Raw genomic sequence first — 25,368 nt, 5'->3', positions numbered from 1 at the left:
GCATGCGCGGCGAGGCAGTTGAGGACGATCCGGAACAAGTACCGCAAGGAGGATTTTACTCCGCCGCGGCCTGAAACTGGAACAGCCGTGTTTGCGCGGCGGGGTATAGTCTTCGATAGTCTCGCGAATTGACCGATGATAAAACGGGTGGAGACATGACAGCACTATCGAACCTGACCAACCTGCTCGGCCGGCTCAACGCCGCCGTGCTGATGGTCGGACTCTGGCTGGGCGCCGGCGCTCTCGGCATCATGCTGTTCTTCATGCTGATGCAGGTCTTCTTCCGCTACTTTCTCGGCAACGCTCTGCCCTGGAGCGAGGAAGCGTCGCGCTTTCTGATGCTCTGGATGACGGGGCTTCTGGTGCCCACCGCTTTCCGCCAGGGAGGTTTCGTCGCCATTGACCTGATCATCGACCATCTGCCGCGCCTTCTGTCCGGCTTGATCAGCCTGTTGTTCCTCCTCTTGATCGGAACCGTGCTCTATGTCGGCATGCGCATCGGCTGGAGTGAAGTTACCGGGATCGGTGGGCGTTTCGCGATGGCGGCGATCGCCGTTCCCACATCCTTCGACCTGTCCACCTGGATAAAGGTACCACGCGGCTGGATGATGGCGTCGCTCGCGGTCGGCATCACCCTGATGTTCGTGGTCAACATAGAGCTCGTTCTGAGGACATTCCTGAAGCTTGTGGGATATGACCGAGACCTGATGCCGATCCGCATCGCCGGACAGCTGGGAGCAGAATGATGCTGAGCCTTTTCCTGCCCCTCTTCATCGTCTTCCTGCTCTTCGGCCTGCCGATCGTCTTCGGCCTGATTGCGGCACCCGCCCTCATCCTCTGGTGGAACGGCCAGGAGCGCGACATCGTGCTCCTCTACCGCAACATCTATGCGGGCATGGACAGCTTCCCGCTGATGGCGATCCCCTTCTTCATGCTAACAGGGGAACTGATGAACCGGGCCGGCATCACACTGCGCATCGTGCGCTTTGCCCAGGCCATGGTGGGCCATATGCGGGGCGGCCTTGCACAGGTCAATGTCGTCGACTCGATGATGTTCGCCGGCATTTCCGGTTCGGCCGTCGCCGATGTTTCCGCACTTGGAGCTATGCTGATCCCGGCCATGGAGAAGGAAGGCTATACCCGCCGCTTCGCCGCTGGCATCACGGCGGCGTCGGCCATCATCGGGCCGATTATTCCGCCATCCGGCATCATGATCATCTATGCTTATGTGATGGGCGAAAGCGTTGCGGCCCTCTTCCTTGCCGGCATCGTGCCCGGCGTGCTGATCGGCATCAGCCTGATGGTGATGATCCGACTGCTGGCCAACCATTACGACCTGCCGGCCGCCACCAAGCGCGCCTCCTGGCGCGACCGTGGGCGGGCGATGATCGGCGCGTTCTGGCCGCTCCTTACCCCCGTCATCATCATGGGCGGCATCCTCGGCGGCGTCTTCACACCGACGGAAGCGGCGGCGATTGCCGCCGGTTACGCCTTCTTCCTCGGTCTCTTTGTCATCGGCACCCTGAAGTTCAAGGATATCCCGGGCATCCTGATGCGCGCGGCGATGACATCCGCCGTCGTGCTTCTGCTGATCGGGGCAGCCATGGCCTTCAAGACCGTTGCATCGCTCGCCCATACGCCGGAACTGCTGGCCGATCTGTTCCTCAGCCTCAGCGACAACCCACTTGTCCTGCTCTTCCTTGTCAACATCCTGTTGTTCATCGTGGGCATGTTCCTGGACGCGGGGCCGGCGATCATCGTGCTCGGGCCGATCCTCGGTCCGATCTTCACCTCGCTCGGCGTCGACCCGGTACACTTCGCGATCATCATGGTGGTGAACCTGACGGTCGGCCTGCTAACCCCGCCGATGGGCCTTGTGCTTTTCGTCACCGCCTCGGTCTCCGGCCTGAAGGTGGAGACAGTGGCGAAGGCCGTCATGCCATTTCTCTTGGCGGAAATCGTGGTGATCTTCTTGATCACCTACTTCCCCGCCCTGACCCTAACGGTCCCGCGCCTTGCGGGCTTCGTCGACTAACTTGAGAAAACGGGAGGAACCAGAATGCTCAAGTCCATGTTCAAGACTCTGCTGCTCGCCAGCGCATTGACTATCACGGGAGTGGCGCAGGCCGCAGACATCACGCTACGCGCCACCGCCAATTCCAACGAGAACGACGAGGACTATGACGGCCTCGTCGTCTTCAAGAACTATATCGAAAACGCCTCGAACGGCGCGATCGCCGTCGAGATCTTCATGGGCACGCAACTCTGCGCCACGGGCGAAGAATGCCTCCAGGGCATCGCCGATGGATCGCTCGACGTCTACATCTCGACCTCTGGCGGTGCAGCCGGCCTCTTCCCCTATATCCAGGTTCTTGACCTGCCCTACCTGATGAGCGACGACCGGATTGCCGAGGAAGTGCTGACCGGCGACTTCACCCGCAAGCTGCGTGAAAAAGCGCTCACCGACAGCGACAATAAGATCCGCCTGATGACCATCGGCAACACCGGCGGCTGGCGCAACTACGCCAACACCAAGCAGCCGGTAAAGTCGCCCGAAGATCTGAAGGGGCTCAAGATGCGCACGGTGCCTGCAGACCTGCCGCAGCAGGTCGCAACCGCAGTGGGTGCAGCTCCGACCCCGATCCCGTGGCCGGAACTCTTCACCTCGCTGCAGACAGGCGTTGTCGAAGGCACGGCAAACGGCATCACTGATATCATGTCAATGAAGTTCCCGGATGCGGGCCTCAAATATCTGACGCTCGACGGCCACAGCTACATGGGCGCCTTCTGGTGGATGTCGAACGACCGCTTCCAGGGCCTGACGCCCGAGCAGAAGCAGATCGTCGTCGACGGCTTTGCCGCCCTCCAGCAGGCGACCTTCGCCTCGCCGAAGCGCAAGGAAATCGCAGCCTATCAGGACTTTGCCAAGGCCGGCGGCGAGATCTACGTGCCGACGCCTGCCGAGAAGGAAGCCTTCAAGACCGCCGTCTCGCCGGTCTTCGACTGGTTCAAGACGAACGTCACGGGCGGTGCGGAAGTGTTCGACCAGTTCACGGCAGCGGTTGCCGATGCCCAGAAGAAGGTTGACGCCGAGCGCGCAGCTGACTTGAACTGATGAACGTGGGATGCGCGGCTAGACCGCGCATCCCATCCGAACCGCCCTGCGCATCGCGCGAGATTTCAATCTCCGGGGCGACCCACCAGAGGTGATCCATGCCAGAACCGTCGACCGCCTCGCCCGATCCGGAGCGAGACCGCCAGTCTGCGACTTTGAGCGAGCAATGGCAGAAGCTTTTCCCCGGCCTCTCCGTGACCGTGTTGATCGCGCTGGCGTCAGCCTTCCTGTCCGAACACTACGGCGCGCCGGCCATGCTGCTTGCGATCCTGATCGGGCTTGCGCTGCACTTCCTAGCCGAAGACCCGAAGACCGCTGCAGGCCTCGACTTCGCCTCGCGCACGGTTCTTCGCATCGGTATTGCCCTGCTCGGCCTCAGAGTGAGCGTCGCGATGTTCGCCGAGCTCGGTGCAGCCGTGATCGCAATGATCGTTGGCGCAGTTCTGCTCACCATCGTCTTCGGCATCCTCGCCTCGCGCCTCTCTGGACAGGGCACGGCCTTCGGCGTCCTGACCGGTGGTGCTGTCGCGATATGCGGGGCTTCGGCAGCCCTTGCGATCTCCGCGACGCTTGGCAACCGCAGCAAGGAAGCCGACCAGCAGATGGTGTTCACCGTCATCGGTGTGACCATGTTGTCCACCCTTGCCATGATCTTCTACCCGATCCTCGCCAGTCTGGCAGGGATGGACGATCACCAGACCGGCATCTTCCTCGGCGCGACAATCCATGATGTCGCCCAGGTCGCTGGCGCCGGCTTCTCTGTCTCCGTTCCCGCAGGCGAAACAGCCGTCTTCGTCAAGCTGATCCGCGTCACCATGCTGGCACCGGTGGTCCTCGTGGCAGCACTGGCCTTTCGAAGCACGGTCTCCGGCGATGTGAAGCGCCCGCCCCTCCTCCCTGGCTTCGTCGTCGCCTTCCTTCTGCTTGCAGCATTGAACTCGCTCGTCAGCATCCCGCCCGTGGTCGGCGACTGGGCGGGCGTGGTCTCGCGCTGGGCGCTGCTGGTCGCAATCGCCGCCGTCGGCGTGAAGACCTCGCTGCCGGAAGTCTTCAAGATCGGCGGACGCGCGATCGGCGTGCTGGTCGCCGATACCGTCTTCCTTGCACTGATCGTGCTGGCAGTCCTCGTTTTCGTTGGGCTTTAACGGAAACGATCGGGACCATTGGGCAGGCGCTGAAAATCCGCTAGAGGATCATGACCCGGCATGCCGGCGAAGCATGAGGAGGATCCATGGCAAAGACACCCAAGACAGCGAAAAGCGCCCAGAAGCCGGCGCTGACGCAGGATCCCCATGCAGTTCGCGAACCGCGCGCCAACAATCTTGAGATGGCGATTGGCCATGAGGTGCGGACCTATCGCAAGAAGCTCGGCATCACGGTTGCCGATCTGGCCGCCGCCACCGGCATGTCGGTCGGCATGCTCTCGAAGATAGAAAACGGCAACATTTCGCCTTCGCTGACCACACTTCAGGCGCTGTCGAAGGCGCTGGGAATGCCGATCACAGCTTTCTTCAAGGGCTTCGAGGAGCCGAAGTCGGCGAGCTTCGTGAAGGCGGGCGAAGGCGTGAACCTGGAGCGCCGGGGAACTCGGGCCGGACATCACTACAGCCTTCTCGGCCACATCGAGAACAACACCTCCGGTGTTGTCGTCGAGCCCTATCTGATCACGCTGAACGCAGAGTCAGACGTCTTTCCGACCTTTCAGCACGAAGGCATGGAGTTTCTCTACATGCTCGAAGGCGAAGTGGTTTATCGCCACGGGGACAGCCTCTACCGGATGCAGGCAGGCGACAGCCTATTCTTCGACGCCGATGCACCGCACGGCCCTGAAGAACTCGTGGCCCTGCCGGCACGTTACCTGTCGATCATCTCCTATCCGCAACGCCGATAGTTGCCCAACAGGAAAACTTTATTCCCTCAGATTGATTTTCTCGGATGCCGCTGCTAGCCCTTTCTCCAGAGACTTTGGAGGGCGTGGCCATGTGCGGCATTGTAGGTCTGTTTCTCAAGGACAAGGCGCTGGAGCCCCGGCTCGGCGATCTCCTCTCGGACATGCTGATCACCATGACCGACCGAGGACCGGACTCGGCCGGCATCGCCATCTATGGCGGCGTCGATGGCAAGACCGCCAAGGTCACCATCCAGTCCGCCGCCCCGGAAAGTGATTTTGCGGGCCTCGCCGAAGATCTGGTAGAGGCAGGCATCGCCGCGGAAATCGAATTAAAGAGTACCCATGCGGTCATCTCGATCGCCGCGAGCCAACTGACCGAGATCCGGTCTGCCCTCGCTGATAGCCGCCCCAATGTCCGCATCATGGGCTCCGGCGAAAGCGTCGAGATCTTCAAGGAAGTCGGCCTCCCCAAGGATGTCGTACAGCGTTTCGGCGTCCGCGCCATGGGCGGCACCCACGGCATCGGGCATACCCGCATGGCGACCGAAAGTGCGGTCACGACACTTGGCGCGCATCCCTTCTCGACCGGGGCCGACCAGTGCCTCGTGCACAACGGCTCGCTGTCGAACCACAACAACCTGCGCCGCGAACTGATCCGCGAAGGCATGTCCTTCGAGACCCAGAACGACTCGGAAGTGGCCGCCGCCTATCTCACGGCAGAAATGGCCAAAGGCAAGGATCTGGGGGAAGCACTGACCGGTGCGCTTGACGATCTCGACGGCTTCTTCACATTCGTTGTCGGGACAAAGACCGGTTTCGGCGTGGTGCGCGACCCGATCGCCTGCAAGCCAGCCGTCATGGCCGAGACCGACCAGTATGTCGCCTTTGGTTCCGAGTACCGCGCGCTCGTCAATCTGCCTGGTATCGAGACCGCCCGCGTCTGGGAGCCGGAACCGGCGACCGTCTATTTCTGGGACCATGAAAAGGCCGCCTGAACCGCGACACTCCGAGAAAGCTTGCCCAATGCCAATCTTCGACCTCTCCCATACCCCGCTTCGCGAGTTGAACAGTGCGCTCCACAATCTCGGCACCGGCGCAAACGACCTCGAATTCGAGGTGGTCAACCCGCGCGGGCATCATGCTGTTGCCGTCGGCATCGATGCGCCTGTCACCGTCGAGGTGAAAGGATCGGTCGGCTATTACTGCGCCGGCATGAATGACGGCGGCACCGTCACCATCCATGGCTCTGCCGGTCCTGGCGTGGCTGAAAACATGATGTCCGGCACGGTGGTGATCGAGGGCGACGCATCGCAATATGCCGGTGCCACCGGTCGCGGCGGTCTGCTCGTCATCAAGGGCAATGCCGCCTCCCGCTGCGGCATTTCGATGAAGGGCATCGATATCGTCGTGCACGGCTCGATCGGCCACATGTCGGCCTTCATGGGTCAGTCCGGCCACCTCGTCGTCTGCGGCGATGCCGGCGAGGCCTTGGGCGACAGCATCTATGAAGCAAAGCTCTTCGTGCGCGGCTCGGTGAAAAGCCTTGGCGCAGATTGCGTCGAAAAGGAAATGCGCCCGGAACATCTCGAAAAGCTCGCCGAGCTGCTGGCGAAGGCTGGCGTGACGCATGCCAAGCCCGAGGAGTTCAAGCGCTACGGTTCGGCCCGCAAACTCTACAATTTCAACATCGACAATGCCGATGCGTATTGAGGCGAGGAAAAGCTGATGAGCTACCACAACCCCTTCACCCCGCCGCGCAAGTCCGCCACCTTCGATGATCATACGCTCGCCGAAATTCGCCGCGCGGCGGCAACCGGCATCTACGACATCCGGGGCGGCGGCACGAAGCGCAAGGTCCCACATTTCGACGACCTGCTTTTCCTCGGCGCGTCGATCTCCCGCTACCCGCTCGAAGGCTACCGCGAGAAATGCGACACATCCGTCGTTCTGGGTACCCGCTTTGCCAAGAAGCCGATCGAGTTGAAGATCCCGATCACCATCGCCGGCATGAGCTTCGGCGCCCTCTCCGGCAATGCCAAGGAAGCGCTCGGTCGCGGCGCGACGCTGGCTGGCACCTCGACGACCACAGGCGACGGCGGCATGACCGACGAGGAGCGCGGCCATTCTGAGAAACTCGTCTACCAGTATCTTCCCTCCCGCTACGGCATGAACCCTAGGGATCTGCGCCGCGCCGATGCGATCGAAGTCGTGGTCGGCCAGGGGGCGAAGCCCGGCGGCGGCGGCATGCTGCTCGGCCAGAAGATCTCTGATCGCGTCGCTCAGATGCGCAACCTTCCAATGGGCATCGACCAACGCTCCGCCTGCCGCCATCCGGACTGGACGGGCCCCGATGATCTGGAAATCAAGATCCTCGAGCTGCGCGAGATCACCGACTGGGAAAAGCCGATCTATGTGAAAGTTGGCGGCGCCCGCCCCTATTACGACACCGCTCTCGCTGTGAAGGCCGGCGCTGATGTGGTGGTGCTGGACGGCATGCAGGGCGGCACGGCGGCCACCCAAGACGTGTTCATCGAGAATGTCGGCATGCCGACACTGGCCTGCATCAGGCCCGCCGTGCAGGCGCTGCAGGATCTTGGCATGCATCGCAAGGTCCAGCTGATCATCTCGGGCGGCATCCGCTCCGGTGCCGACGTGGCAAAGGCCCTGGCACTCGGCGCCGACGTTGTCTCGATCGGCACGGCAGCACTCGTCGCGATCGGCGACAACGACCCGAAATGGGAAGAGGAATACCAGAAGCTTGGCACCACCGCCGGCGCCTATGACGACTGGCACGAAGGCCGGGACCCGGCCGGCATCACCACACAGGATCCGAAACTCGCAGCTCGTCTCGATCCGGTCGCTGCAGGCCGCAGGCTCGCCAACTACCTGAAGGTCATGACGCTGGAGGCGCAGACGATCGCGCGCGCCTGCGGCAAGAACAAGCTGCACAACCTGGAGCCGGAGGATCTCTGCGCGCTAACGATGGAGGCCGCCGCAATGGCGCAGGTGCCGCTCGCCGGCACCAGCTGGTATCCCGGCAAGGGAGGTTTTTAAAAGACCTGATGGCCGCATCCTGATCCCACGGATGCGGCCATTCTTTTTCAACACATGTGTCTCAATCCATAAAAACAGGGGAACGACGTGACACAGGATCTGGCAGGCTTCGCTGCGGAGCGAGGCATCAAATACTTCATGATCAGCTTCACCGATCTCTTCGGCGCTCAGCGTGCCAAGCTGGTCCCGGCGCAGGCCATCGCAGAGATGCAGAAGGAAGGCGCCGGTTTCGCGGGATTTGCCGCCTGGCTCGATCTGACGCCGGCCCATCCCGACCTTTTCGCCATTCCGGATGCCTCCTCGGTCATCCAGCTCCCGTGGAAGCCGGAGGTCGCCTGGGTCGCTGCCGACTGCATGATGGACGATCAGCCCGTCGCCCAGGCCCCTCGGGTCGTGTTGAAAAAGCTGGTAGCAGAAGCCGCTGAACATGGGCTTCGCGTCAAGACCGGCGTCGAACCGGAATTCTTTCTGATTTCGCCGGACGGCGAGACGATCTCAGACAAATACGATACGGCCGAAAAACCCTGCTACGACCAGCAGGCACTGATGCGCCGCTACGACGTGATTGCCGAGATCTGTGACCACATGCTGTCGCTCGGCTGGAAGCCCTACCAGAACGACCACGAGGACGCGAACGGCCAGTTCGAGATGAACTGGGAGTATGACGACGCGCTGAGGACGGCCGACAAGCATTCCTTCTTCAAGTTCATGGTCAAGTCAGTCGCCGAAAAGCACGGGCTGCGCGCCACCTTCATGCCGAAACCGTTCAAGGGTCTAACCGGCAACGGTTGCCATGCGCATATCTCGGTCTGGGACATCGATGGCAAGGTCAACGCCTTCGCCGACAAGGACATGCCTTTCGGCCTGTCCGCCAAGGGCAAGACCTTCCTCGGCGGCATCATGAAGCACGCCTCCGCACTCGCCGCGATCACCAATCCGACCGTCAATTCCTACAAGCGCATCAATGCGCCACGCACCGTCTCCGGCGCCACCTGGGCACCGAACACCGTCACCTGGACCGGCAACAACCGCACCCATATGGTGCGCGTCCCCGGTCCCGGACGCTTCGAACTCCGCCTGCCCGATGGGGCTGTAAACCCCTACCTTCTCCAGTCGATCATCATCGCGGCGGGTTTGAGCGGCATCAAGAGCAATGCCGATCCCGGCCCGCATTACGACATCGACATGTACCGCGATGGCTACATGGTGAAGGATGCACCACGACTGCCGCTGAACCTCCTCGATGCGCTACGCGCCTTCGAAGAGGACGGTGTTCTGAAAGCCTCACTCGGCACGGAATTCTCGGACGCCTATCTGAAGCTCAAGCACGACGAATGGGCCAGCTATTGCTCCCATTTCACCGCCTGGGAGCGCCAGACGACACTGGACGTCTGACGCTCTAGATCAACCGGCGATGTCGATCCGTCGTTCGCTGTCGGCATCGAACAGATGCAGATCCGCCGGATCGAAGCCGAGCGACATCATCTCGCCCGACCTGAGCGGCTGGCGATCCGTCACGACCACATTGATCTCGGGTGTCGTGGCAGACGTGATGTAGGTCATCGAGCCGGTGCTCTCGACGACACCGACCGGCAGTCGGATCTGTGCGTCTGCTTCCTCGACCAGCCGGAGATGCTCTGGCCGCAGGCCGACGATCAGCTTGGAGGCTGTCGGCAGAGGCCGATCTAGCGTCACGACTTGCGGATTGCCGAGTTCGAAAACCAGAGACCGCCCATCCGCACCCGCCTTGGCCGGGATGAAGTTCATCGCCGGCGAACCGATGAAGCCGGCAACGAACTTATTGACCGGCCGATCATAGAGCTCGAGCGGAGGCCCCTGCTGCTCGATCACGCCCTGCCGCATGACGACGACATGATCGGCCATGGTCATCGCCTCGATCTGGTCATGGGTGACATAGACGGAAGTGGCACCCAGCCGGTCATGCAACGAGCGGATTTCCTTGCGCATGTGCACGCGAAGGGCGGCGTCGAGATTGGAGAGCGGTTCGTCAAACAGAAACGCCTTCGGATGCCGGATGATGGCCCGGCTCATCGCCACGCGCTGGCGCTGACCGCCGGAGAGTTCACGCGGGTAGCGGTGCAACAGATTGGACAAGCCCGTCGTCGCCGCCACCTCTTCCGCCGCCTTCTTGGCCTCTGCCTTCTTCACCCCGCGAATACGCAGGGAATAGGTGAGGTTCTCTTCAACCGTCATGTGCGGGTAGAGCGCATAGGACTGGAAGACCATGGCAAGGTCGCGCTTGCGCGGCGGTACGCCGTTCATCTTCTCGCCGGCAATGATCAGGTCACCCGCCGAAATGCTTTCGAGACCAGCCAGCGACCGCAGAAGCGTTGACTTGCCGCAACCGGACGGACCGACCAAGGCGACGAAGGAACCCTTGCGGATCTTGAGATCGATGTCGCGCAGGGCGTGATAGGCACCGTAGTACTTGTTGACGCCGGATAGTTCGATCTGATGGGTCATTTGAGAGCTCCAGACGTGAGCCCGGAGACGATCCGGCGCTGCAAGAGAACAAAAACGGCGAGGATGGGTGTCACATAGATCGTGGCAAAGGCCATGATGTTGTTCCACTCATTGGTATTGGGCCCCATGAAGGAATTAAGGCCGACGCTTGCGGGTTGGTATTCGACCGCCTGGATGATCGACTTCGAATAGACGAACTCGCCGAAGGCCTGCATGAAGATCAGGATGGCGGACACCAGGATACCGTTGCGCGCGAGCGGCAGAACGATGTGGAAGAAGGCACCGATCCGCGAATTCCCGTCGACCAGCGCCGCCTCCTCGAGCTCGATTGGCACGCTCATGAAGGTGGCGCGCACCAAAACGACGAAGAAGGGCATGCTCTTCGCAGCAATCGCGATGATCACGGCGGTACGCGGGTATTCGAGCATGCCGAGCTGCGAAAAGCCGACGAAGATGGGGGTAATCATCAACGAGGCCGGCAGCACCTGCAACATCAGGATCAGGAAGAGCCCGATATCGATCCATCCGTTGCGATAGCGAGCAAGCACGTAAGCGCAACCGGTTCCGAGAACCGTGATCAGAGCGACCGCGCCGAACGCGATGACGAGCGAATTCCACATGTATCGGGCAAGGTTGCGGCTCTCCCAGACATATGCGTAGGTCGACCATTGCGGATCGGACGGCCAAAAGCTGGGCGGCGTGGCGAACATCGCGGAACCGCTCTTCAAGGTGGTGATGTACATCCAGTAGAGCGGGAAGAGATAGATTGCGGCGAGCACGATTGCGATCGCCAGCATCAGTCGGTTGCGCCAGGGCTCGCTCATCCGCGCACCTCCTGCTTGGTTGAACGGACATAGACCACCGAAGCGAACATCACGACGACGAGCATCAGGACGGAGATCGTGGCTCCACGGGCGAAATCATACTGACGGAAGGATTGATCCCAGGCCCAGTATTGCGCGACATTGGACGAGTTATTCGGCCCGCCCGATGTGATGGCGGCGAAGAGGTCGAACTGCTGCAGGGTGAAGATCAGCCCGAGCGAGATGATCGCCCCGATGGTCGAGCGCATCATCGGCAGCGTGATCGTCCAGAACCTTTGCCAGACATTGGCGCCATCCAGTTCCGCGGCCTCATAGAGATCCTTCGGGATACCGGAAAGACCGACGGAAAGCAGGATCATGTTGAAGGATGTCCCAAGCCAGATATTGGCGATGATCACGGCCCAGAGCGAGTAGTTCGGATCCGAGCGCCAGAAGATGTTCTGCGAGATGACGCCTGCTTCCCGCAGGACGTAGTTCAGGACGCCGAAATCACCCGAGAGTATCAAGTTCCAGATCGCGCCGACAACGAGACCGGGCATAACCCAGGAGACGAGAAAGAGACCACGCAGCCAGGACGCGCCTGGAAAATTGGTCCAGAAGAAAAGAGCAAGTCCGAAGCCGATGACGAATTGTCCGGCGATCGAAGCCGCGACGAAGATCGCCGTATTGCTGAGGATCGGCCAGGTCTCGCGTTGCGCGAACAAGGAGACATAGTTCTTGAAGCCGACAAAGGGCCGGAAGAAGGTCCCGAGCGAGAACATGTCGACTTCCTGGAAACTCATCAGCACGTTGTAGAGCAACGGCAAGCCGGACAGAACGAAGAGAAAGGCGAGCGGCAGCGCCATCAGGCCGATATCGAAACCGCGGCCATCAGTCAGGCTGGACAGTATCTTGCGCATGCTGGTCTCCGCATCGCGATTGGCACCTCCGGTCAGGCCGCCCCCGCCACTTGTGGGAACGAGGACGGCCGTCCGGGAGATAGGCTAGACAGGGATCCGATAGCGTTGAAAGCAGGCTTCGGACCCCTGCGGATAGGGTCAGCCGGTGATGGCCGCGATGGTTTCAGCCGCCTGATCGAGCGCTTCCTTGGGCGACGATTGACCCGTGAGCGCCGCCTGGATGGCATCCTGGATCGCCTTGGAGATCTTCGGCCATTCGGGATGCGGCCCGCGTGGCTGGGCATATTGCAACTGCTCCTGGAAGACCTTGAGAGCCGCGTCCTTCCTCTCGTTGCCGGTCGCCGGCAGGGTTATGTCGGAACGGGCCGGCAGCTGGCCAAATTTCTCGAACATCTGGTCATCTTGAGCTGCAAAGTATTCCAGGACCTTGAAGGCTTCTTCCGGCTGCTTCGTGTTGGCGAAAATCGCCCAGTTGAAGTCACCCATGGCCGACGAGCGCTCGGCACCGGCTTCCGGCACGGGCAGAAGCGCCACGCGCCAGTCGAACTTGGCTTCATCGCTCATCCGGTTCAGCTCCCATGGCCCGGAGATCGCCATGGCCGCATTGCCCGAGTTAAAGGTGCCGGTGGAATCCCACTGTCCGCGCGTCAGGCTGTCCGGAGAGGCAAGCTTCTCATCCATCAGGGTTTTCCATGTCTCGAGCGCCTTCACAGCGCCCTCTGCATTGATTGCCTGGTAGCCACCGCCGCCCATCTGCGCCCAGGGAAGAAACTGGAAGGTCCCCTCTTCGCTGGCCTTGGCCGAGAAAGCGAGGCCGTAGACGTTTTTCGCCGGATCGTTGAGCTTGCGCGCGGCATCAAGCAGTTCAGCCCAGGTCTGCGGCGGCTTGTCCGGATCGAGGCCCTTCTCCTTGAACATGTCGGCATTGTAGTAGAGGGCGATCGTGTTGGTGGCCTTCGGCACACCGAAGAGCTTCCCGTCCCAGGTCACCGAGTTGAGCGGGCCTGCAAAGTAGTTTTCTGTCTTGATCGCTTCCGATTTCGCGATCCGGTCCGTCAGGTCGAGAAAGGCGCCACGTGAGGCAAACAAGGCATGCTCGGGATTGTCGATCGCGATGATATCGGGCGCCTGTCCGGTCGAATAGGCGCGCATCGCCTCGCTGACGACGTCGTCGAACTGGATCTGGCGGTATTCGACCGTGATGCCGTTTCCGAGCGCATTGAAGTCATTGATCAAATTGGGTGCCGGCTGGATGTCGCGGTCGAGTGACCAGACGGTGATCTTCACTTCTTCTGCCTGGGCCGATAGCCCGAACAGGGAGACACTGGCCAGCGCCAAGGCGCCGAAGGCGATATGCTTGCGAATACCCATGGTTTCCTCCTCTTGGGTTCTTGCATGGGCCCTGTCCTCCACAAGACCCATATTTCCGAAAGCTCAGACCGGATCGGTGACGAAATCCCCGCCCCGGCAATTCTTCAGATGATTCAGACCATGCACCTGGCCGGTCATTTCCAGCGCGTCGCGATAGACCGGATCGTGCCAGCCCTCGATGTCGATCGAACCGGACCAGCCCGCGAGCCGCAGCTCCGAGATGACATCCGTCCAGTTGGTATCGCCGAAGCCCGGCGTGCGCATAAAGACGAAGGGGTGTTTTCCGAAGACACCGTGTTCGCGGATCACGTCCCAGCGGATCGTGGCGTCCTTGCCATGCACGTGGAAGAACTTGTGCGCCCATTTACGGATCTGCGGAATCGGGTCGATCAGATAGACCATCTGATGGCAGGGCTCCCATTCGAGCCCGATGTTGTCATCCGGGGTCTCGTTGAAGATCAGCTCCCAGGCATCCGGGTTGTGGGCGATATTCCAGTCGCCGGTCTGCCAGTTGCCGTCCATGGCGCAGTTTTCAAAGGCGATCTTCACGCCCTTGTCTGCAGCACGCTTGGCCAGCTCGCTCCAGATTTCGCGATAGCGCGGCAGGCTCTCCGTCAGAGGACGGTTACGGATACGACCCGTAAAACCGGCGATGCAGGTCGCGCCGAAATGATGGGCATTGTCGATACAGTCCTTCCAGCCCTGAAGGGTCTGAAGGTCCATGTCGGTCTCTTCCAGCGGATTGCCGAACATCCCGAGCGTCGAAATCGTGATGTCGCGATCCCCAATCGCCTCGACGCAGCGCTTGCCGAGATCGGCGAGATCCTGGCCATTGGTGGTCTGCCAGAAGAAGGGCTCAAAACTCTCGAAGCCCATGTCGGCGATCTGTCCGATCCGCTCGGCCGCCTTGCCGCCACTGGCGCTGACCATGGTTCCGATACGAATGGATTTTGCGGGATTGCTCACGAGCTCAATGTCCTTCGACTGAAATGCTGACGGGAAGTCCGGTCCGGGCGCTCTCGATCGCGCCGAACACCATGGAAAGGCTGTTGATGTTGTCGTCGCTCGCAGTCTCGGGCTTCCGCCCGGATGTCACCGCGTCGATGAATTCGGCGAGCACGCTCCGATGTCCGTGCGTCTCGTCCTCGTCAGGCGCCAACGGCACGGGCAAGATTTGCTGACCGCGCAGCAGGCCGGGTTCACTGCCGGCGACCGTGGCCTCAAAGGTCTCCTCGCCGTCCCAGGTGATCATGCCCTTCGAGCCAACGAGCCTCCAGGCGCTCTCCCAACTCGTACGCCGCCCTTCGGCGCACCAGGAGCCGCGATAGGTGAAGACAGCATCGCCCGAGAGCTTGAAAATCGCGTTCGCCGACGCGCCATGGGCATACCAGGAGCCAGACGGATTGCTCTCCACGCAATAGACCGAAAGCGGGTGCTTGCCCGACACGAAGCGGGCGGCATCGAAGGTGTGGATCGCCATGTCGAGCAGCAAGACATTGTCCATCTCTTCTCGAAAGCCACCGAAATGCGGGGCGATAAAGAAGTCGCAGTGGATGCCGGAAAGCTCCCCGATCAAACCATCCTCGACGGCGCGGCGCAGGCGCCGGACACCGGAGATGAAACGACGATTCTGAACCACGGCATGCACTCGGCCACTCTGTGCGGCAAGCGCAAGCAGCGCCTTGGCCTCATCCATGGACGTGGCGAGCGGCTTTTCCGACAACACATGGCAGCCGAGTTTGAGCGCTGTGGAGACGACGTGGAAACGCGCGGACGGCACCACCACATCGAACACCATGTTCGCCCGGGTCGCTTCGATCACCGATGCGAGATCGGTTCCGATGATCACGTCTTCCAGTGCGAACTCGGCCGCGAGCGCCTTCGCCGTGGCAGGATCGAGATCGACGAGGCCGACAATTTCGACCTCTCGCCCCGGATCGGATGCAGACTGAAGCGCTCGAAGCCAGCCTTTGGCCATAGCTCCGCACCCGCACAAAACGGCTCTTGATGTCACTGATATCCTCCCAAAGGATGAGCGGAACTCCTCTTCCACGCATCCCGTAAACGTTTACGACACTATGAACGAGACCTCGCATGTGTCAATAGTTTTTCGTAAACGATTACGGACCATCGCTTGGGGAGGGGAAATGACAGGCATTCGCGAGCTGGCCGAACATCTGGATATCTCGATCGGTACGGTTTCGCGTGCGCTGAATGGCAAGCCCGATGTCAACGAGGAGACGCGCCGACGCGTGCTGGAAGCGGCAGAGAAGCTGGGTTACGTCGCCAATCAGGCCGGCCGCTCGTTGCGCAAGGGCGCAACCGGCATCATCGGCTTCATGATGCAGACCGGCCATGACATTACCGGCCAGGGGGATACCTTCTTCATGCGCGTCTTCGACGGCATGCAGACGGTGCTCGCCCGCCACAAGCTCGACCTCGTCGCCCTGCTCTGCTCGTCGGAAGAAGATCCCGACGCCTACCTGAAGCGCATCGTCGCCCGGGGCTTCGCCGACGGCATCATCCTGTCGGCAACGCGCTTCCAGGATCCCCGCTTCGAGCTTCTGCACAAGACGAAGATCCCCTTCATCACACTTGGCCGAAGCCAGACCGATGTCGGCCAACCCTGGTACGATCTGGACTTCGAAGGCATGGCGGAAGACGCAATCGAACGCCTGGTGGCGCGCGGCCACAAGCGGATCGCGATCAGCCGCCCCCATGGCGACATCAATCTCGGCCATGTCTTCGAGAACCACTGCCGCGTCGTGCTCGCCCGCCACGGGCTCGAACTCGACCCGGCCAATGTCTATCGCTCCGGCCCGAATGAACCGGGCGGCTATCACGTCGCCCAGCAAGTGATGAAATCACGCGACCGTCCCACAGCGATCATCCTCCTCAACGAGGCGACCGTGGTCGGCTTCTATCGCGGCCTGCAGGAGGTGGGACTGAAGCCCGGCAAGGATATCGCAGTCATCGGGCAATATAGCCCGCAGGCGCAGTTCCTGAACCCGGTTCTCACCTGCTTCCGCCCAGATTTGAGGGGACTCGGGATCGCCTTGGCAGAAAGCCTGCTCGCCACCATGCCGGATTTCACGCATCACTATCCGGATGCTGTTCGCAGGCGCCTTTGGCCGATGATCCTGATCGAGGGTGAGAGCGACTGATGCCACTGCCGGCTCAGGCCCGCAATGCCTCCTGCCGATAGCCGGTGTCGATCGTCACGCTTCCCCCGACGGCACGCGAGACACAGGCACACATCTTCTCTCCCTCGTGTCGCTCTTCAGGGGAGAAGAACACGTCACGATGGTCGATCGGCGTGGATGCATCGACGATGCTGACCGCGCACAATCCGCATTCACCGCGGCGACAGTCATAGACCATGTCGATCCCCGCCTCCATCAGCGCATCCAGCATGGTCTGGTCGGCACGTACCTCGACGGTTCGGCCATATTGGGGAACGGTGACCGAGAAAGGCTGCTCCGCGAAACGCCCGCTGTCGCCGAAAACCTCGAAGCGCAGCCGGCTCATCGACCGGCCGCTCTCGCGCCAGGTATTGCGCGCCGCTTCCAGAAGCCCATGCGGGCCGCAGATGTAGGCCTCGCCGTCCACTGGAAGGGCGGCAATCTCGGCCGCAAGGTCGAACGCCCGCCCCTCGTCCTGCACGAAGGTCTCGAGACCATCTCCCAGCAAAGCCTGCAGCTCGTCGACAAAAGCCATCTGCGCCCGGCTCTTCGCGCCATAAATCAGCCGCACGGAATGACCGCGCGCGATGAGCGCCCTCGCCATGCCATAGATCGGCGTGATCCCGATACCGCCAGCGATCAGCAGATAGTGTGAAGCCCGCCAGGAGAGCTCGAAGCGGTTCTCCGGCTCGGTCATCTCGGTTTCGTCACCGACTGCCATGTTCCAGACGAAGGCTGAGCCACCCCGACTGTTGGGATGCAGTTTGACGGCGATCTTCAGCGTGCCCGGCGCGCTCGGCAGCACCGTATAGGTTCGGATTGCCGGCTCCCCCCGTATGACAACCTTGATATTGGTATGCGACCCCGGATCAAACGCCTGCCGCAGCCCTTCCACCGCGAATGTCACGGCCCGGACATCCTCTGCCGGGGTTTCGATCGATACGACGCGCGCTGCACGCCATTCCAGCTTGGAACGCATGAAATCCTCCCAGATAAATTGATCCCAGATCCGATCAGCCGGCCATCAGGGCAAGCGCCAGAACCTTGCGGCGCAGATCGGGCTGCTCCTCCAGCACGAAATCGAGGTTTTGCCGGGCAAGCCGCGCATGCTCCCGAGCCAACGCCTCGGCCCGCGCGCCCTCCCTCAATTCGATGGCCGATACGATCGCGTTGTGCTGCGCCTGCGCGACCACAAGCGTCCTGTAGAACGCCGGCGCATCGGACTCCGTGTTGACGAAGGCATTCGGGCTCGCAAAGGGTAGGCTTGTCATCCGTTCGATCTCGCGGCGCAGAACCTCACTTCCCGCGAGATCCCAGAGCAGGCGATGAAACCTGCCGTTCAACGCCTCATAGCGCTCGAAATCCATGAAAGATGCCTCGGCCATCAAGACATCATCGAGTTGGACCACGACCTCGCGAATGGCTTTCATCCGGGCTGGCGTTGCACCGCGCTCGGCAGCAAGCCGCGCGGCAGTGCCTTCCAGCACGCCCCGCAACTCGATCGCATCGATCACCTCCTGCCGGCTGAACGAACGCACAGCATAACCGCCGGACGGGATGAGCGCGACCAAGCCCTCCTGTTCAAGCCGCTGCAAGGCGGCCCGGAGCGGGGTGCGCGATACAGACAGACGCTCCGCAAGTGCGACTTCAGACAGCCGCTCGCCCGGCTCGATCTCACCCGTCAGGATGAGATCTCGCAGTCCAAGCAGTGCCTTTGCCGTCTGCTGTTTCGGAGCGCGTTCGTTATCAGCCGTCATTTCATCACTCCGCAGCGACCGCATGAGGCCCGGCCTGCGGCTTCGTTTCGGCGTCGATCATCCGGTCGATCAGCTTACGCGCCCACATCGATCCGGCATCGATGTTGAGGTTGTAGAACTGGTGATCGGGATTCGCATCGATCGCCCGCTGCTGGGCTTCGAGCACCTCTTCGTCCTCACGGAAGACACTGGCGACGCCTTCGCGCAGCTCATGTGTGCGCGCCTGGTTGCCGAGGTCGTAGTTGCGCGCAAAGGCCCAGAAATAGAGACAGGTCTTGTCCGTCGACGGCGTGATCGTGTTGAGCACATAGCCATTGACACCCTTGGAGCGATCACCCTGCTTGGCGCCGGTTCCCGCTTCGGCAACGCCGACGTCGATGGTGACAGTGCAAGGCGCCTCGAAGCGGATGATCTGCCAGCGGTCGACCTTGCCCGGGCGACCAAACTGCTTGCGCCAGAAGGGCGGCGGGTCGATGTCTTCCATCCAGCGCGTGATGTAAGCGAAGCGATCGGAGTGGCTCGCTTCGAACGGTGCTTCGGCAACGGCACGATTGCCGATCGACGAGCCGTGCACGAAGGTCTCGTGGGTGAGATCCATCAGATTGTCGACAACCAGACGATAATCGCACTTCACCTCTATCATCTTGCCATCGGCGGCCCAGTCGGGATCCTGGTTCCAGTGCATGTCGGGGATCTGTGCGGGATCGGCGAGCGCCGGATCGCCCGGCCAGATCCAGATGAAGCGATGCTTCTCGGCGATCGGATAGGACTTGACGCAGGCCGACGGATTGATCGTGTCCTGCGATGGCATGTATACACAGCGCCCCGTCTCGTCGAATTCGAGACCATGATAGCCACAGATGACATTGTCACCCTCGAGCCGCCCGAGCGACAGCGGCACGAGCCTGTGCCAACAGGCATCGGCGAGCGCGACAGGCGTGCCATTTTCCTTGCGATACAGGACAACCGGCTTGTTGCAGATCGTCCGCGGCAAAAGCTGGCGCTTCAACTCGACATCATAGGCCGCAGCGTACCAGGCATTCAGCGGAAAGGTGGGTTTGGACATGACAGCTCCTCCTCTATCGAACGCTAGAGAGCCACAATGTATACAGCATGTCAACAAAAGCTGCGGCGAAACGCTTCGGAGGCGTGGAAAACCGCCCATTTAACGTCTCATGTATACACGCACCATCAACCAGGAACAGCACTCCAAAACAACTGCATCAGACGCTCAGTCACCAACCGAAGCGCTCCACCTAGTCTTGTTTTAATCAGGAATTCTGATACGCATTGAGAAATGCAGGGGGACCCGATTTGAGCAGCCGTTTTTTGATGATCACGCCGGAAGACGGCAAGGATGTCCTCAAGAGCCTCGCCGCGCCGGCACGATTGGCGATCCTGGAACTGCTTCACGCCAGAGGTCCACTCAACGTCAACGAGATTGCCGAGGTGCTGGAACTCCCGCAATCAACCACATCCACACATCTCAACCAGATGGAAGAAGCGGGCCTCATCCGAACCGAGGTTCAGAAGGCACGCAAGGGCAGCCAGAAGATCTGCCATGCCGTGCACGACGAGATCGTCCTCACGTTTACGCGACCCAATGAGGCGACAGACGAGGCTATCGAAGTCTCCATGCCGGTCGGCCTCTATAGCGGCTACGACGTCTACGCCCCCTGCGGCATGTGCGGCCCAGATGCGATCATCGGTTACCTCGATAGCCCCGACACCTTCCTGTCTCCGGACCGCATGAAGGCGGGCCTGCTCTGGTTTACCCGCGGCTATGTCGACTATCAGTTTCCCAACAATGCCAGGATCAAGGGCGCACCGATCCGGGAACTCGAACTGCTCATGGAGCTCTCTTCGGAAGTGCCGGGCACCTCCGAAAACTGGCCGTCCGACATCACCATTTCGATCAATGGCAAGGCGGTCGCGACCTGGACGTCACCCGGCGATTTCGGCGATCGGCGCGGCAAGTTCACGCCCGACTGGTGGAAGCTGCGCGGCAGCCAGTATGGCGTTCTTAAAAGTTTCCGGGTGACGGACAACGGCACCTTCATCGATGGCATGCGGGTCTCCGAAACGACACTCGGCGACCTCGAGCTGCTCGATCACCGATCGATCCGCGTCCGGATCGAAGTGCCGGAAACGGCCGAACATCCCGGCGGAATCAACATCTTCGGCCGAGGCTTCGGCAATTACGATCAGGACATTGTCCTGCGGATCAAGACCTGAAGCGCCCCTCCTATTTCCCCTGCATATTGCCGGATTGACCTCCGGTCGATCCCGTGTATCATATCCTTAATTATGATAGATATCCGAAAAACGGATATATTTGGAGGAAATGCACATGCGGGCTGTCGGCACCGTTCACCGCGATTACAAGATCAGCACGATCGATCCACGTCTGTATGGCTCCTTCGTCGAACACCTCGGTCGCGCGGTCTACACCGGCATCTATGAGCCTGATCACCCGACCGCTGACGAAAACGGCATGCGCCAGGACGTCATCGATCTCGTCCGCGAACTCGATGTTCCCGTCGTCCGCTATCCCGGCGGAAACTTCGTTTCGGCCTATAACTGGGAAGACGGCATCGGGCCGAAGGAAGACCGCCCGGTCCGCCTCGACCTCGCCTGGCATACCTCGGAATCCAACCAGGTCGGCATCCACGAATTTGCCGACTGGGCCAAGGCCGCCAACACCGAGATGATGCTCGCCGTCAATTTGGGATCTCGCGGCCTGGATGAAGCCCGCGCCTTCCTCGAATATGTGAACCACCCCGGCGGCAGCTACTGGTCGGATCTGCGCCGCAAGAACGGTCGCGAAGAGCCGTGGAACGTCAAGCTCTGGTGCCTCGGCAACGAGATGGACGGCCCCTGGCAGATCGGCCAGAAGACCGCCGAGGAATATGGTCGGGTCGCATTCGAGACGGCCAAGGCCATGCGCGCTTTCGACAAGTCGATCGAGCTGGTCGTCTGCGGCTCCTCTTCCCCCAAAATGCCGACCTATCCGGCCTGGGAAGCAACCGTCCTCGACTACACCTATGACAGCGTCGATTACATCAGCCTGCACATGTATTTCGAGAACCATGCCGGCGACACCGCGGCCTATCTGGCGCAGAACGCCCGCTTGGATGACTACATCGAGACCATCGCTTCCGTGATCAAGGTGACCAAGGCAAAGAAGCGCTCGAAGAAGGACGTCTATATCAGCTTCGACGAGTGGAACGTCTGGTACCATTCCAACGAAGCCGACCGGAAGGTTCTCGAAGGCCGCGATGGCTGGCCGCATGCGCCTGAGCTTCTCGAAGACATTTACAACTTCGAGGACGTGCTGCAGGTCGGCTGCATCCTCAACACCTTCATCCGCCGCGCCGACGTCGTGAAGGTCGGCTGCCTGGCGCAGCTCGTCAACGTCATCGCGCCGATCATGACCGTGCCCGGCGGCCCTGCCTGGCGCCAGACGACCTATTACCCTTACCTCTTTGCCTCGCGCTACGGCCGTGGCACCTCCTACCAGCTGTCGATCGATTGCCCTGGTTATTCGACCGACTTTGCCGAGGCCGTTCCCTATCTCGACGTCTCCGCCGTCGAGAGCGATACCGACGGCGCGCTGACCCTCTTCATAGTCAACCGCCACGAGAGCGACGCCATCGCTCTCGATGTCGCGCTCGACGGCTTCGGTGACCGGACGGTCATCATGGACAAGGTCATCGCCGGGCATGCGCTGAAGGCGGTGAACGGTCCGGACCAGCAACCCGTGGCGCCTGTGGACGGCAGCGGGGTCACCATCGAAAGCGGACGCCTCAAGGCAGAGGTCGCGCCGCTCAGCTACCGGATAATCCGGCTCGGCCAGTAAGCCAATCGACGACGGGGAGGAGAAACCATGTCGGCTTCGATTGAAATTGACAACGTCACCAAGCGCTACGGCGCACTGACCGTACTCGAGGACATTTCGCTGTCTATCGAAGCGGGTGAATTCGTCGTCTTCCTGGGGCCTTCGGGCTGCGGCAAGTCGACCCTTCTCCGCATGATCGCGGGCCTCGAAGACGTCACGGCCGGGAGCATTTCGGTTGCCGGCAGCCGGGTGGATACCTTGCCGCCAGGCAAGCGCGGGGTCGCCATGGTTTTCCAGTCCTATGCGCTCTACCCGCATATGACCGTGAAGCAGAACATGTCCTTCGGGCTCGAAAATATCGGCATGGCGAAGGGCGAAATCGAGAGCCGCGTGCTCGCCGCCGCCGAGACACTCGAGATCGGCCATCTGCTCGACCGCAAGCCGCAGAAGCTCTCGGGCGGCCAGCGCCAGCGCGTTGCCATCGGCCGCGCCATCGTCAAGGAGCCCAAGGCCTTCCTGTTCGATGAGCCGCTGTCGAACCTCGACGCTGCCTTGCGTGGCCGCACGCGTCTCGAGCTTGCGCAACTGCACCACCGCCTCGGCTCGACGATGATCTTCGTCACCCACGACCAGGTGGAAGCGATGACGCTTGCCGACCGGATCGTCATCATGAACGCCCGCAAGATCGAACAGATCGGCACGCCGATGGATGTCTACCAGCGTCCGGCGAGCAAGTTCGTCGCAAGTTTCATCGGCTCTCCGGCCATGAACTTCCTGCCCGTCACCGCCTGGCAGAAAACCACGACGGGCCTTGCCGTGAGCACGGCAGGCCTCGGAATTGTCAAGACGGGCTTCCATGTCCCGGATGGTTCCAGTCCTGACGGTGCCACCCTCGGCATTCGCGCCGAGGATGTCGGCGTCGTGACCGACGGGACCGCCGGCGTGCCGCTGACGGCCGAAGTGGTCGAGCGCCTTGGCGATCGATCTCTCGTTTACGGCGTGCTCGACGACGGCAGCAAGCTTGTCGTGGAAGCCGACGGCCGCTCGCTGATCAAGGCCGGAGACCGGGTCATGGTCTCGGCCGATCCGCATGCCTTCCACCTCTTCGGCGCCGATGGTCGCGCCTATCGCCGGGAGGTGGATTGACATGGCCGAGAGCTATCGCCGCAGTCAGTGGAGCCATGGGCTCTTCGTTCTGCCTTATCTGCTGGTCTTCATCGCCCTACTCGTGTTTCCCCTCTTCTGGGGCATGTGGCTGAGCCTGCACAAGGTGGACCTCTTCGGTCCGGGCCGCTTTGTCGGCCTGACCAATTATATCCGCGTCGCCGGCGACGCCGTCTTCCTGCAGGCCCTGCGCAACACCATCGTCTTCGTGCTGGTCAGCGTGCCGACACTCGTGGCGCTGGGCCTGTTTCTGGCGCTCGCACTCAACAGGACAACGCGCACTACCAGTTTCTTCCGAGGTCTCTTCTTTTCCTCCTCGGTGCTCTCGGTGACCATCGTCACCCTGATCTGGCGCTTCGTCTTCATCCCCGGAGATGGATTGCTGTCTGTGCTCTTCACGGAGGCGGGCATCGACCAGATCAACTTCATCTCGACGAGGGGCTGGTCGCTGTTCGCCGTCGGTGTCGCGACCGTCTGGTGGTGCGTCGGCCTGCCGATGATGCTCTTCCTCGCAGCCTTGCAACAAGTGCCTCAGGATCTTTACGAGGCAGCAGCGCTCGACAATGCCAGCCCCTTGCGCGTCCTGACACGCATTACCCTGCCGTCGATCGCGCGCACCATCATGCTCGTCACGATTATCCAGATCGTCTTCCAGTTCCAGCTCTTCGGACAGGCCCAGTTGATGACCAACGGCGGCCCGAACGGATCCTCGCGTCCGCTGGTCATGTACATCTACGAAGTCGGCTTCGTCCGATGGGATGTCGGTCGTGCGGCAGCGGCGTCCCAATACCTCTTCCTGATCATCCTCGTGGCGGCCATGGCGCAGTATGTCGTGTCCTCGCGCAAGACGGAGGACGGCGCATGACCTCTAGAAACGAGACTTACAAGCCGGAAGTGCTGACGACCTACCGGCCGCTGCTTTGGGGCGCAGCCCTCCTGTCCATCGTCATGATGGCGCCGGTGGCCTGGCTGATCGGCCTCTCGATCAAGAGCAACCAGGATCTGATGGTCGGGACGGACTCGGTTTTCCGCGCGCCCTATACGATCGCCAACTACCTGAACATCTGGCATTCCTCCCAGGTCTTCGGCTGGTTCTTCAACAGCCTCGTCGTGGCCACCGGTCAGACCCTGCTGGTTCTGGTGCTGTCGTCGCTCGCCGGCTACGGATTTGCCCGGCTGGAATTCCCCTTCCGCCGGACGCTGTTCATCATCGTCCTCTTCGGCCTCGCAGTACCCGAACAGGCGGTCATCATCGCCCGCCACCAGATGTTCAACTGGTTCGGCCTGCACAACACCTATCTCGGCCTGATGCTGCCGGGCCTGTCGGGCGCATTCGGTGTCTTCCTGATGACGCAGTTCTTCCGGGCGATCCCCAAGGAGATCGACGAGGCGGCCCTGCTCGACAACGCCTCGCAATGGCGGATCTTCTGGAAGGTCATGCTGCCGCAGACCCTGCCTGCACAAGCAACGCTCGGCATCTTCACCTTCCTCGGCGGCTGGAACGACTATTGGTGGCCCCTCATCTCTGCGACCAGGAAAGAGATGTACACCCTGGCCGTCGGGCTTGCTTCGTCGCAATCCAACTTTGCCCAGAGCGAGGGCCTGGGCTTTCTCGCGGCCCAGGCGGTCTTCGCCAGCGCCCCGGCTCTGATCGTCTACGTGATCTTCCAAAAACACATCGTGACGGCCGTTTCCGGCGGTGCGGTGAAGTGAAGCCTACCCGGCCGGAGAGGAGCCGGCCGGCTTTATTCCAACAGGGCCAAGAGCCCGACACAAGGGAGTGAGACAC

The 25,368-nt window shown here is 61.4% G+C and carries 24 protein-coding genes; 15 read left to right on the top strand and 9 right to left on the bottom strand.

Annotated features, from left to right (window positions below):
* The first annotated feature begins 155 nt into the window (after positions 1-155).
* The 9 genes from BW978_RS06420 (at position 156) to glnT (ending at position 9,455) form a co-directional block, all read left to right on the top strand.
* The gene (locus BW978_RS06420) at positions 156-746 is read left to right on the top strand and encodes a TRAP transporter small permease (RefSeq protein WP_076393409.1); all 591 of its coding nucleotides are present in this window, start codon (positions 156-158) and stop codon (positions 744-746) included.
* A complete protein-coding gene (locus BW978_RS06415; protein ID WP_076393408.1) occupies positions 746-2,035 on the top strand; it encodes a TRAP transporter large permease in 1,290 nt (429 codons plus the stop codon). The genes BW978_RS06420 and BW978_RS06415 overlap by 1 nt, the downstream gene beginning before the upstream one ends.
* Before the next feature lie 24 nt (positions 2,036-2,059).
* On the top strand, positions 2,060-3,115 hold the full coding sequence (gene dctP, locus BW978_RS06410) for a TRAP transporter substrate-binding protein (protein WP_076393407.1): 1,056 nt from the start codon (positions 2,060-2,062) through the stop codon (positions 3,113-3,115).
* A gap of 98 nt (positions 3,116-3,213) precedes the next feature.
* The gene (locus tag BW978_RS06405) at positions 3,214-4,260 is read left to right on the top strand and encodes a YeiH family protein (RefSeq protein ID WP_076393405.1); all 1,047 of its coding nucleotides are present in this window, start codon (positions 3,214-3,216) and stop codon (positions 4,258-4,260) included.
* A gap of 86 nt (positions 4,261-4,346) precedes the next feature.
* A complete protein-coding gene (locus BW978_RS06400) occupies positions 4,347-5,006 on the top strand; it encodes a helix-turn-helix domain-containing protein (RefSeq protein ID WP_076393403.1) in 660 nt (219 codons plus the stop codon).
* Positions 5,007-5,095: 89 nt separating this feature from the next.
* A complete protein-coding gene (locus tag BW978_RS06395) occupies positions 5,096-6,001 on the top strand; it encodes a class II glutamine amidotransferase (protein ID WP_076394842.1) in 906 nt (301 codons plus the stop codon).
* A 28-nt stretch (positions 6,002-6,029) separates the two neighbouring features.
* On the top strand, positions 6,030-6,716 hold the full coding sequence (locus tag BW978_RS06390; protein WP_076393401.1) for a GltB/FmdC/FwdC-like GXGXG domain-containing protein: 687 nt from the start codon (positions 6,030-6,032) through the stop codon (positions 6,714-6,716).
* 15 nt (positions 6,717-6,731) lie between these two features.
* Positions 6,732-8,060 (top strand): FMN-binding glutamate synthase family protein, encoded by a 1,329-nt coding sequence (locus tag BW978_RS06385; protein ID WP_076393399.1) that lies wholly within the window; start codon positions 6,732-6,734, stop codon positions 8,058-8,060.
* Positions 8,061-8,147: 87 nt separating this feature from the next.
* Entirely contained in the window at positions 8,148-9,455 is a 1,308-nt protein-coding gene (gene glnT / locus BW978_RS06380) for a type III glutamate--ammonia ligase (RefSeq protein WP_076393397.1), read from the top strand.
* Between the two features lie 9 nt (positions 9,456-9,464).
* Here the strand turns inward: glnT and BW978_RS06375 are convergent, their stop codons facing one another.
* The 6 genes from BW978_RS06375 to BW978_RS06350 all read right to left on the bottom strand — a co-directional run bounded on the left by BW978_RS06375 (position 9,465) and on the right by BW978_RS06350 (position 15,652).
* Complete coding sequence (locus BW978_RS06375; RefSeq protein WP_076393395.1) at positions 9,465-10,544, bottom strand: ABC transporter ATP-binding protein; 1,080 nt, start codon at positions 10,542-10,544, stop codon at positions 9,465-9,467.
* On the bottom strand, positions 10,541-11,368 hold the full coding sequence (locus BW978_RS06370; protein ID WP_076393393.1) for a carbohydrate ABC transporter permease: 828 nt from the start codon (positions 11,366-11,368) through the stop codon (positions 10,541-10,543). Before BW978_RS06370 ends, BW978_RS06375 begins: the two co-directional genes overlap by 4 nt.
* Positions 11,365-12,267: a carbohydrate ABC transporter permease gene (locus BW978_RS06365; RefSeq protein ID WP_076393391.1), complete on the bottom strand. Its 903-nt coding sequence runs from the start codon at positions 12,265-12,267 to the stop codon at positions 11,365-11,367. The genes BW978_RS06370 and BW978_RS06365 overlap by 4 nt, the downstream gene beginning before the upstream one ends.
* A gap of 138 nt (positions 12,268-12,405) precedes the next feature.
* On the bottom strand, positions 12,406-13,638 hold the full coding sequence (locus BW978_RS06360; protein ID WP_076393389.1) for an ABC transporter substrate-binding protein: 1,233 nt from the start codon (positions 13,636-13,638) through the stop codon (positions 12,406-12,408).
* 63 nt (positions 13,639-13,701) lie between these two features.
* Complete coding sequence (locus BW978_RS06355) at positions 13,702-14,604, bottom strand: sugar phosphate isomerase/epimerase family protein (protein ID WP_076393387.1); 903 nt, start codon at positions 14,602-14,604, stop codon at positions 13,702-13,704.
* Between the two features lie 4 nt (positions 14,605-14,608).
* Complete coding sequence (locus BW978_RS06350) at positions 14,609-15,652, bottom strand: Gfo/Idh/MocA family protein (RefSeq protein WP_076393385.1); 1,044 nt, start codon at positions 15,650-15,652, stop codon at positions 14,609-14,611.
* A 133-nt stretch (positions 15,653-15,785) separates the two neighbouring features.
* Between BW978_RS06350 and BW978_RS06345 the strand changes: the two genes are divergently transcribed.
* Entirely contained in the window at positions 15,786-16,802 is a 1,017-nt protein-coding gene (locus BW978_RS06345) for a LacI family DNA-binding transcriptional regulator (protein WP_076393383.1), read from the top strand.
* A 13-nt stretch (positions 16,803-16,815) separates the two neighbouring features.
* Here BW978_RS06345 and BW978_RS06340 read toward each other — a convergent pair whose 3' ends face one another.
* From BW978_RS06340 to BW978_RS06330, 3 genes are read right to left on the bottom strand one after another with little or no spacing between them, the layout of a single operon-like run.
* Positions 16,816-17,799: a PDR/VanB family oxidoreductase gene (locus BW978_RS06340; protein WP_076393381.1), complete on the bottom strand. Its 984-nt coding sequence runs from the start codon at positions 17,797-17,799 to the stop codon at positions 16,816-16,818.
* 34 nt (positions 17,800-17,833) lie between these two features.
* Positions 17,834-18,577, bottom strand: a complete 744-nt coding sequence (locus tag BW978_RS06335) for a GntR family transcriptional regulator (protein ID WP_076393379.1) — start codon at positions 18,575-18,577, stop codon at positions 17,834-17,836.
* A gap of 4 nt (positions 18,578-18,581) precedes the next feature.
* Positions 18,582-19,643, bottom strand: a complete 1,062-nt coding sequence (locus BW978_RS06330) for an aromatic ring-hydroxylating dioxygenase subunit alpha (protein ID WP_076393377.1) — start codon at positions 19,641-19,643, stop codon at positions 18,582-18,584.
* Positions 19,644-19,891: 248 nt separating this feature from the next.
* On the opposite strand from BW978_RS06330, the gene BW978_RS06325 reads away from it, so the two are divergent.
* The 5 genes from BW978_RS06325 to BW978_RS06305 all read left to right on the top strand — a co-directional run bounded on the left by BW978_RS06325 (position 19,892) and on the right by BW978_RS06305 (position 25,292).
* Positions 19,892-20,812, top strand: coding sequence for an ArsR/SmtB family transcription factor (locus BW978_RS06325; protein WP_076393375.1), 921 nt, complete (start codon positions 19,892-19,894; stop codon positions 20,810-20,812).
* A 115-nt stretch (positions 20,813-20,927) separates the two neighbouring features.
* Positions 20,928-22,436: an arabinosylfuranosidase ArfA gene (locus BW978_RS06320; RefSeq protein ID WP_076393373.1), complete on the top strand. Its 1,509-nt coding sequence runs from the start codon at positions 20,928-20,930 to the stop codon at positions 22,434-22,436.
* 27 nt (positions 22,437-22,463) lie between these two features.
* Positions 22,464-23,561: an ABC transporter ATP-binding protein gene (ugpC, locus tag BW978_RS06315; protein ID WP_076393371.1), complete on the top strand. Its 1,098-nt coding sequence runs from the start codon at positions 22,464-22,466 to the stop codon at positions 23,559-23,561.
* Between the two features lies 1 nt (position 23,562).
* On the top strand, positions 23,563-24,444 hold the full coding sequence (locus BW978_RS06310) for a carbohydrate ABC transporter permease (RefSeq protein ID WP_076393369.1): 882 nt from the start codon (positions 23,563-23,565) through the stop codon (positions 24,442-24,444).
* Complete coding sequence (locus tag BW978_RS06305) at positions 24,441-25,292, top strand: carbohydrate ABC transporter permease (protein ID WP_076393367.1); 852 nt, start codon at positions 24,441-24,443, stop codon at positions 25,290-25,292. The genes BW978_RS06310 and BW978_RS06305 overlap by 4 nt, the downstream gene beginning before the upstream one ends.
* Positions 25,293-25,368: the final 76 nt, after the last annotated feature.

This window comes from Rhizobium sp. RU33A (genome assembly GCF_900156055.1).
In the GTDB taxonomy this organism is placed as follows: Bacteria; Pseudomonadota; Alphaproteobacteria; order Rhizobiales; family Rhizobiaceae; genus Allorhizobium.
Note: the sequence above shows the minus strand (reverse complement) of the source record. Positions and strands in the feature narration are given on the sequence as shown.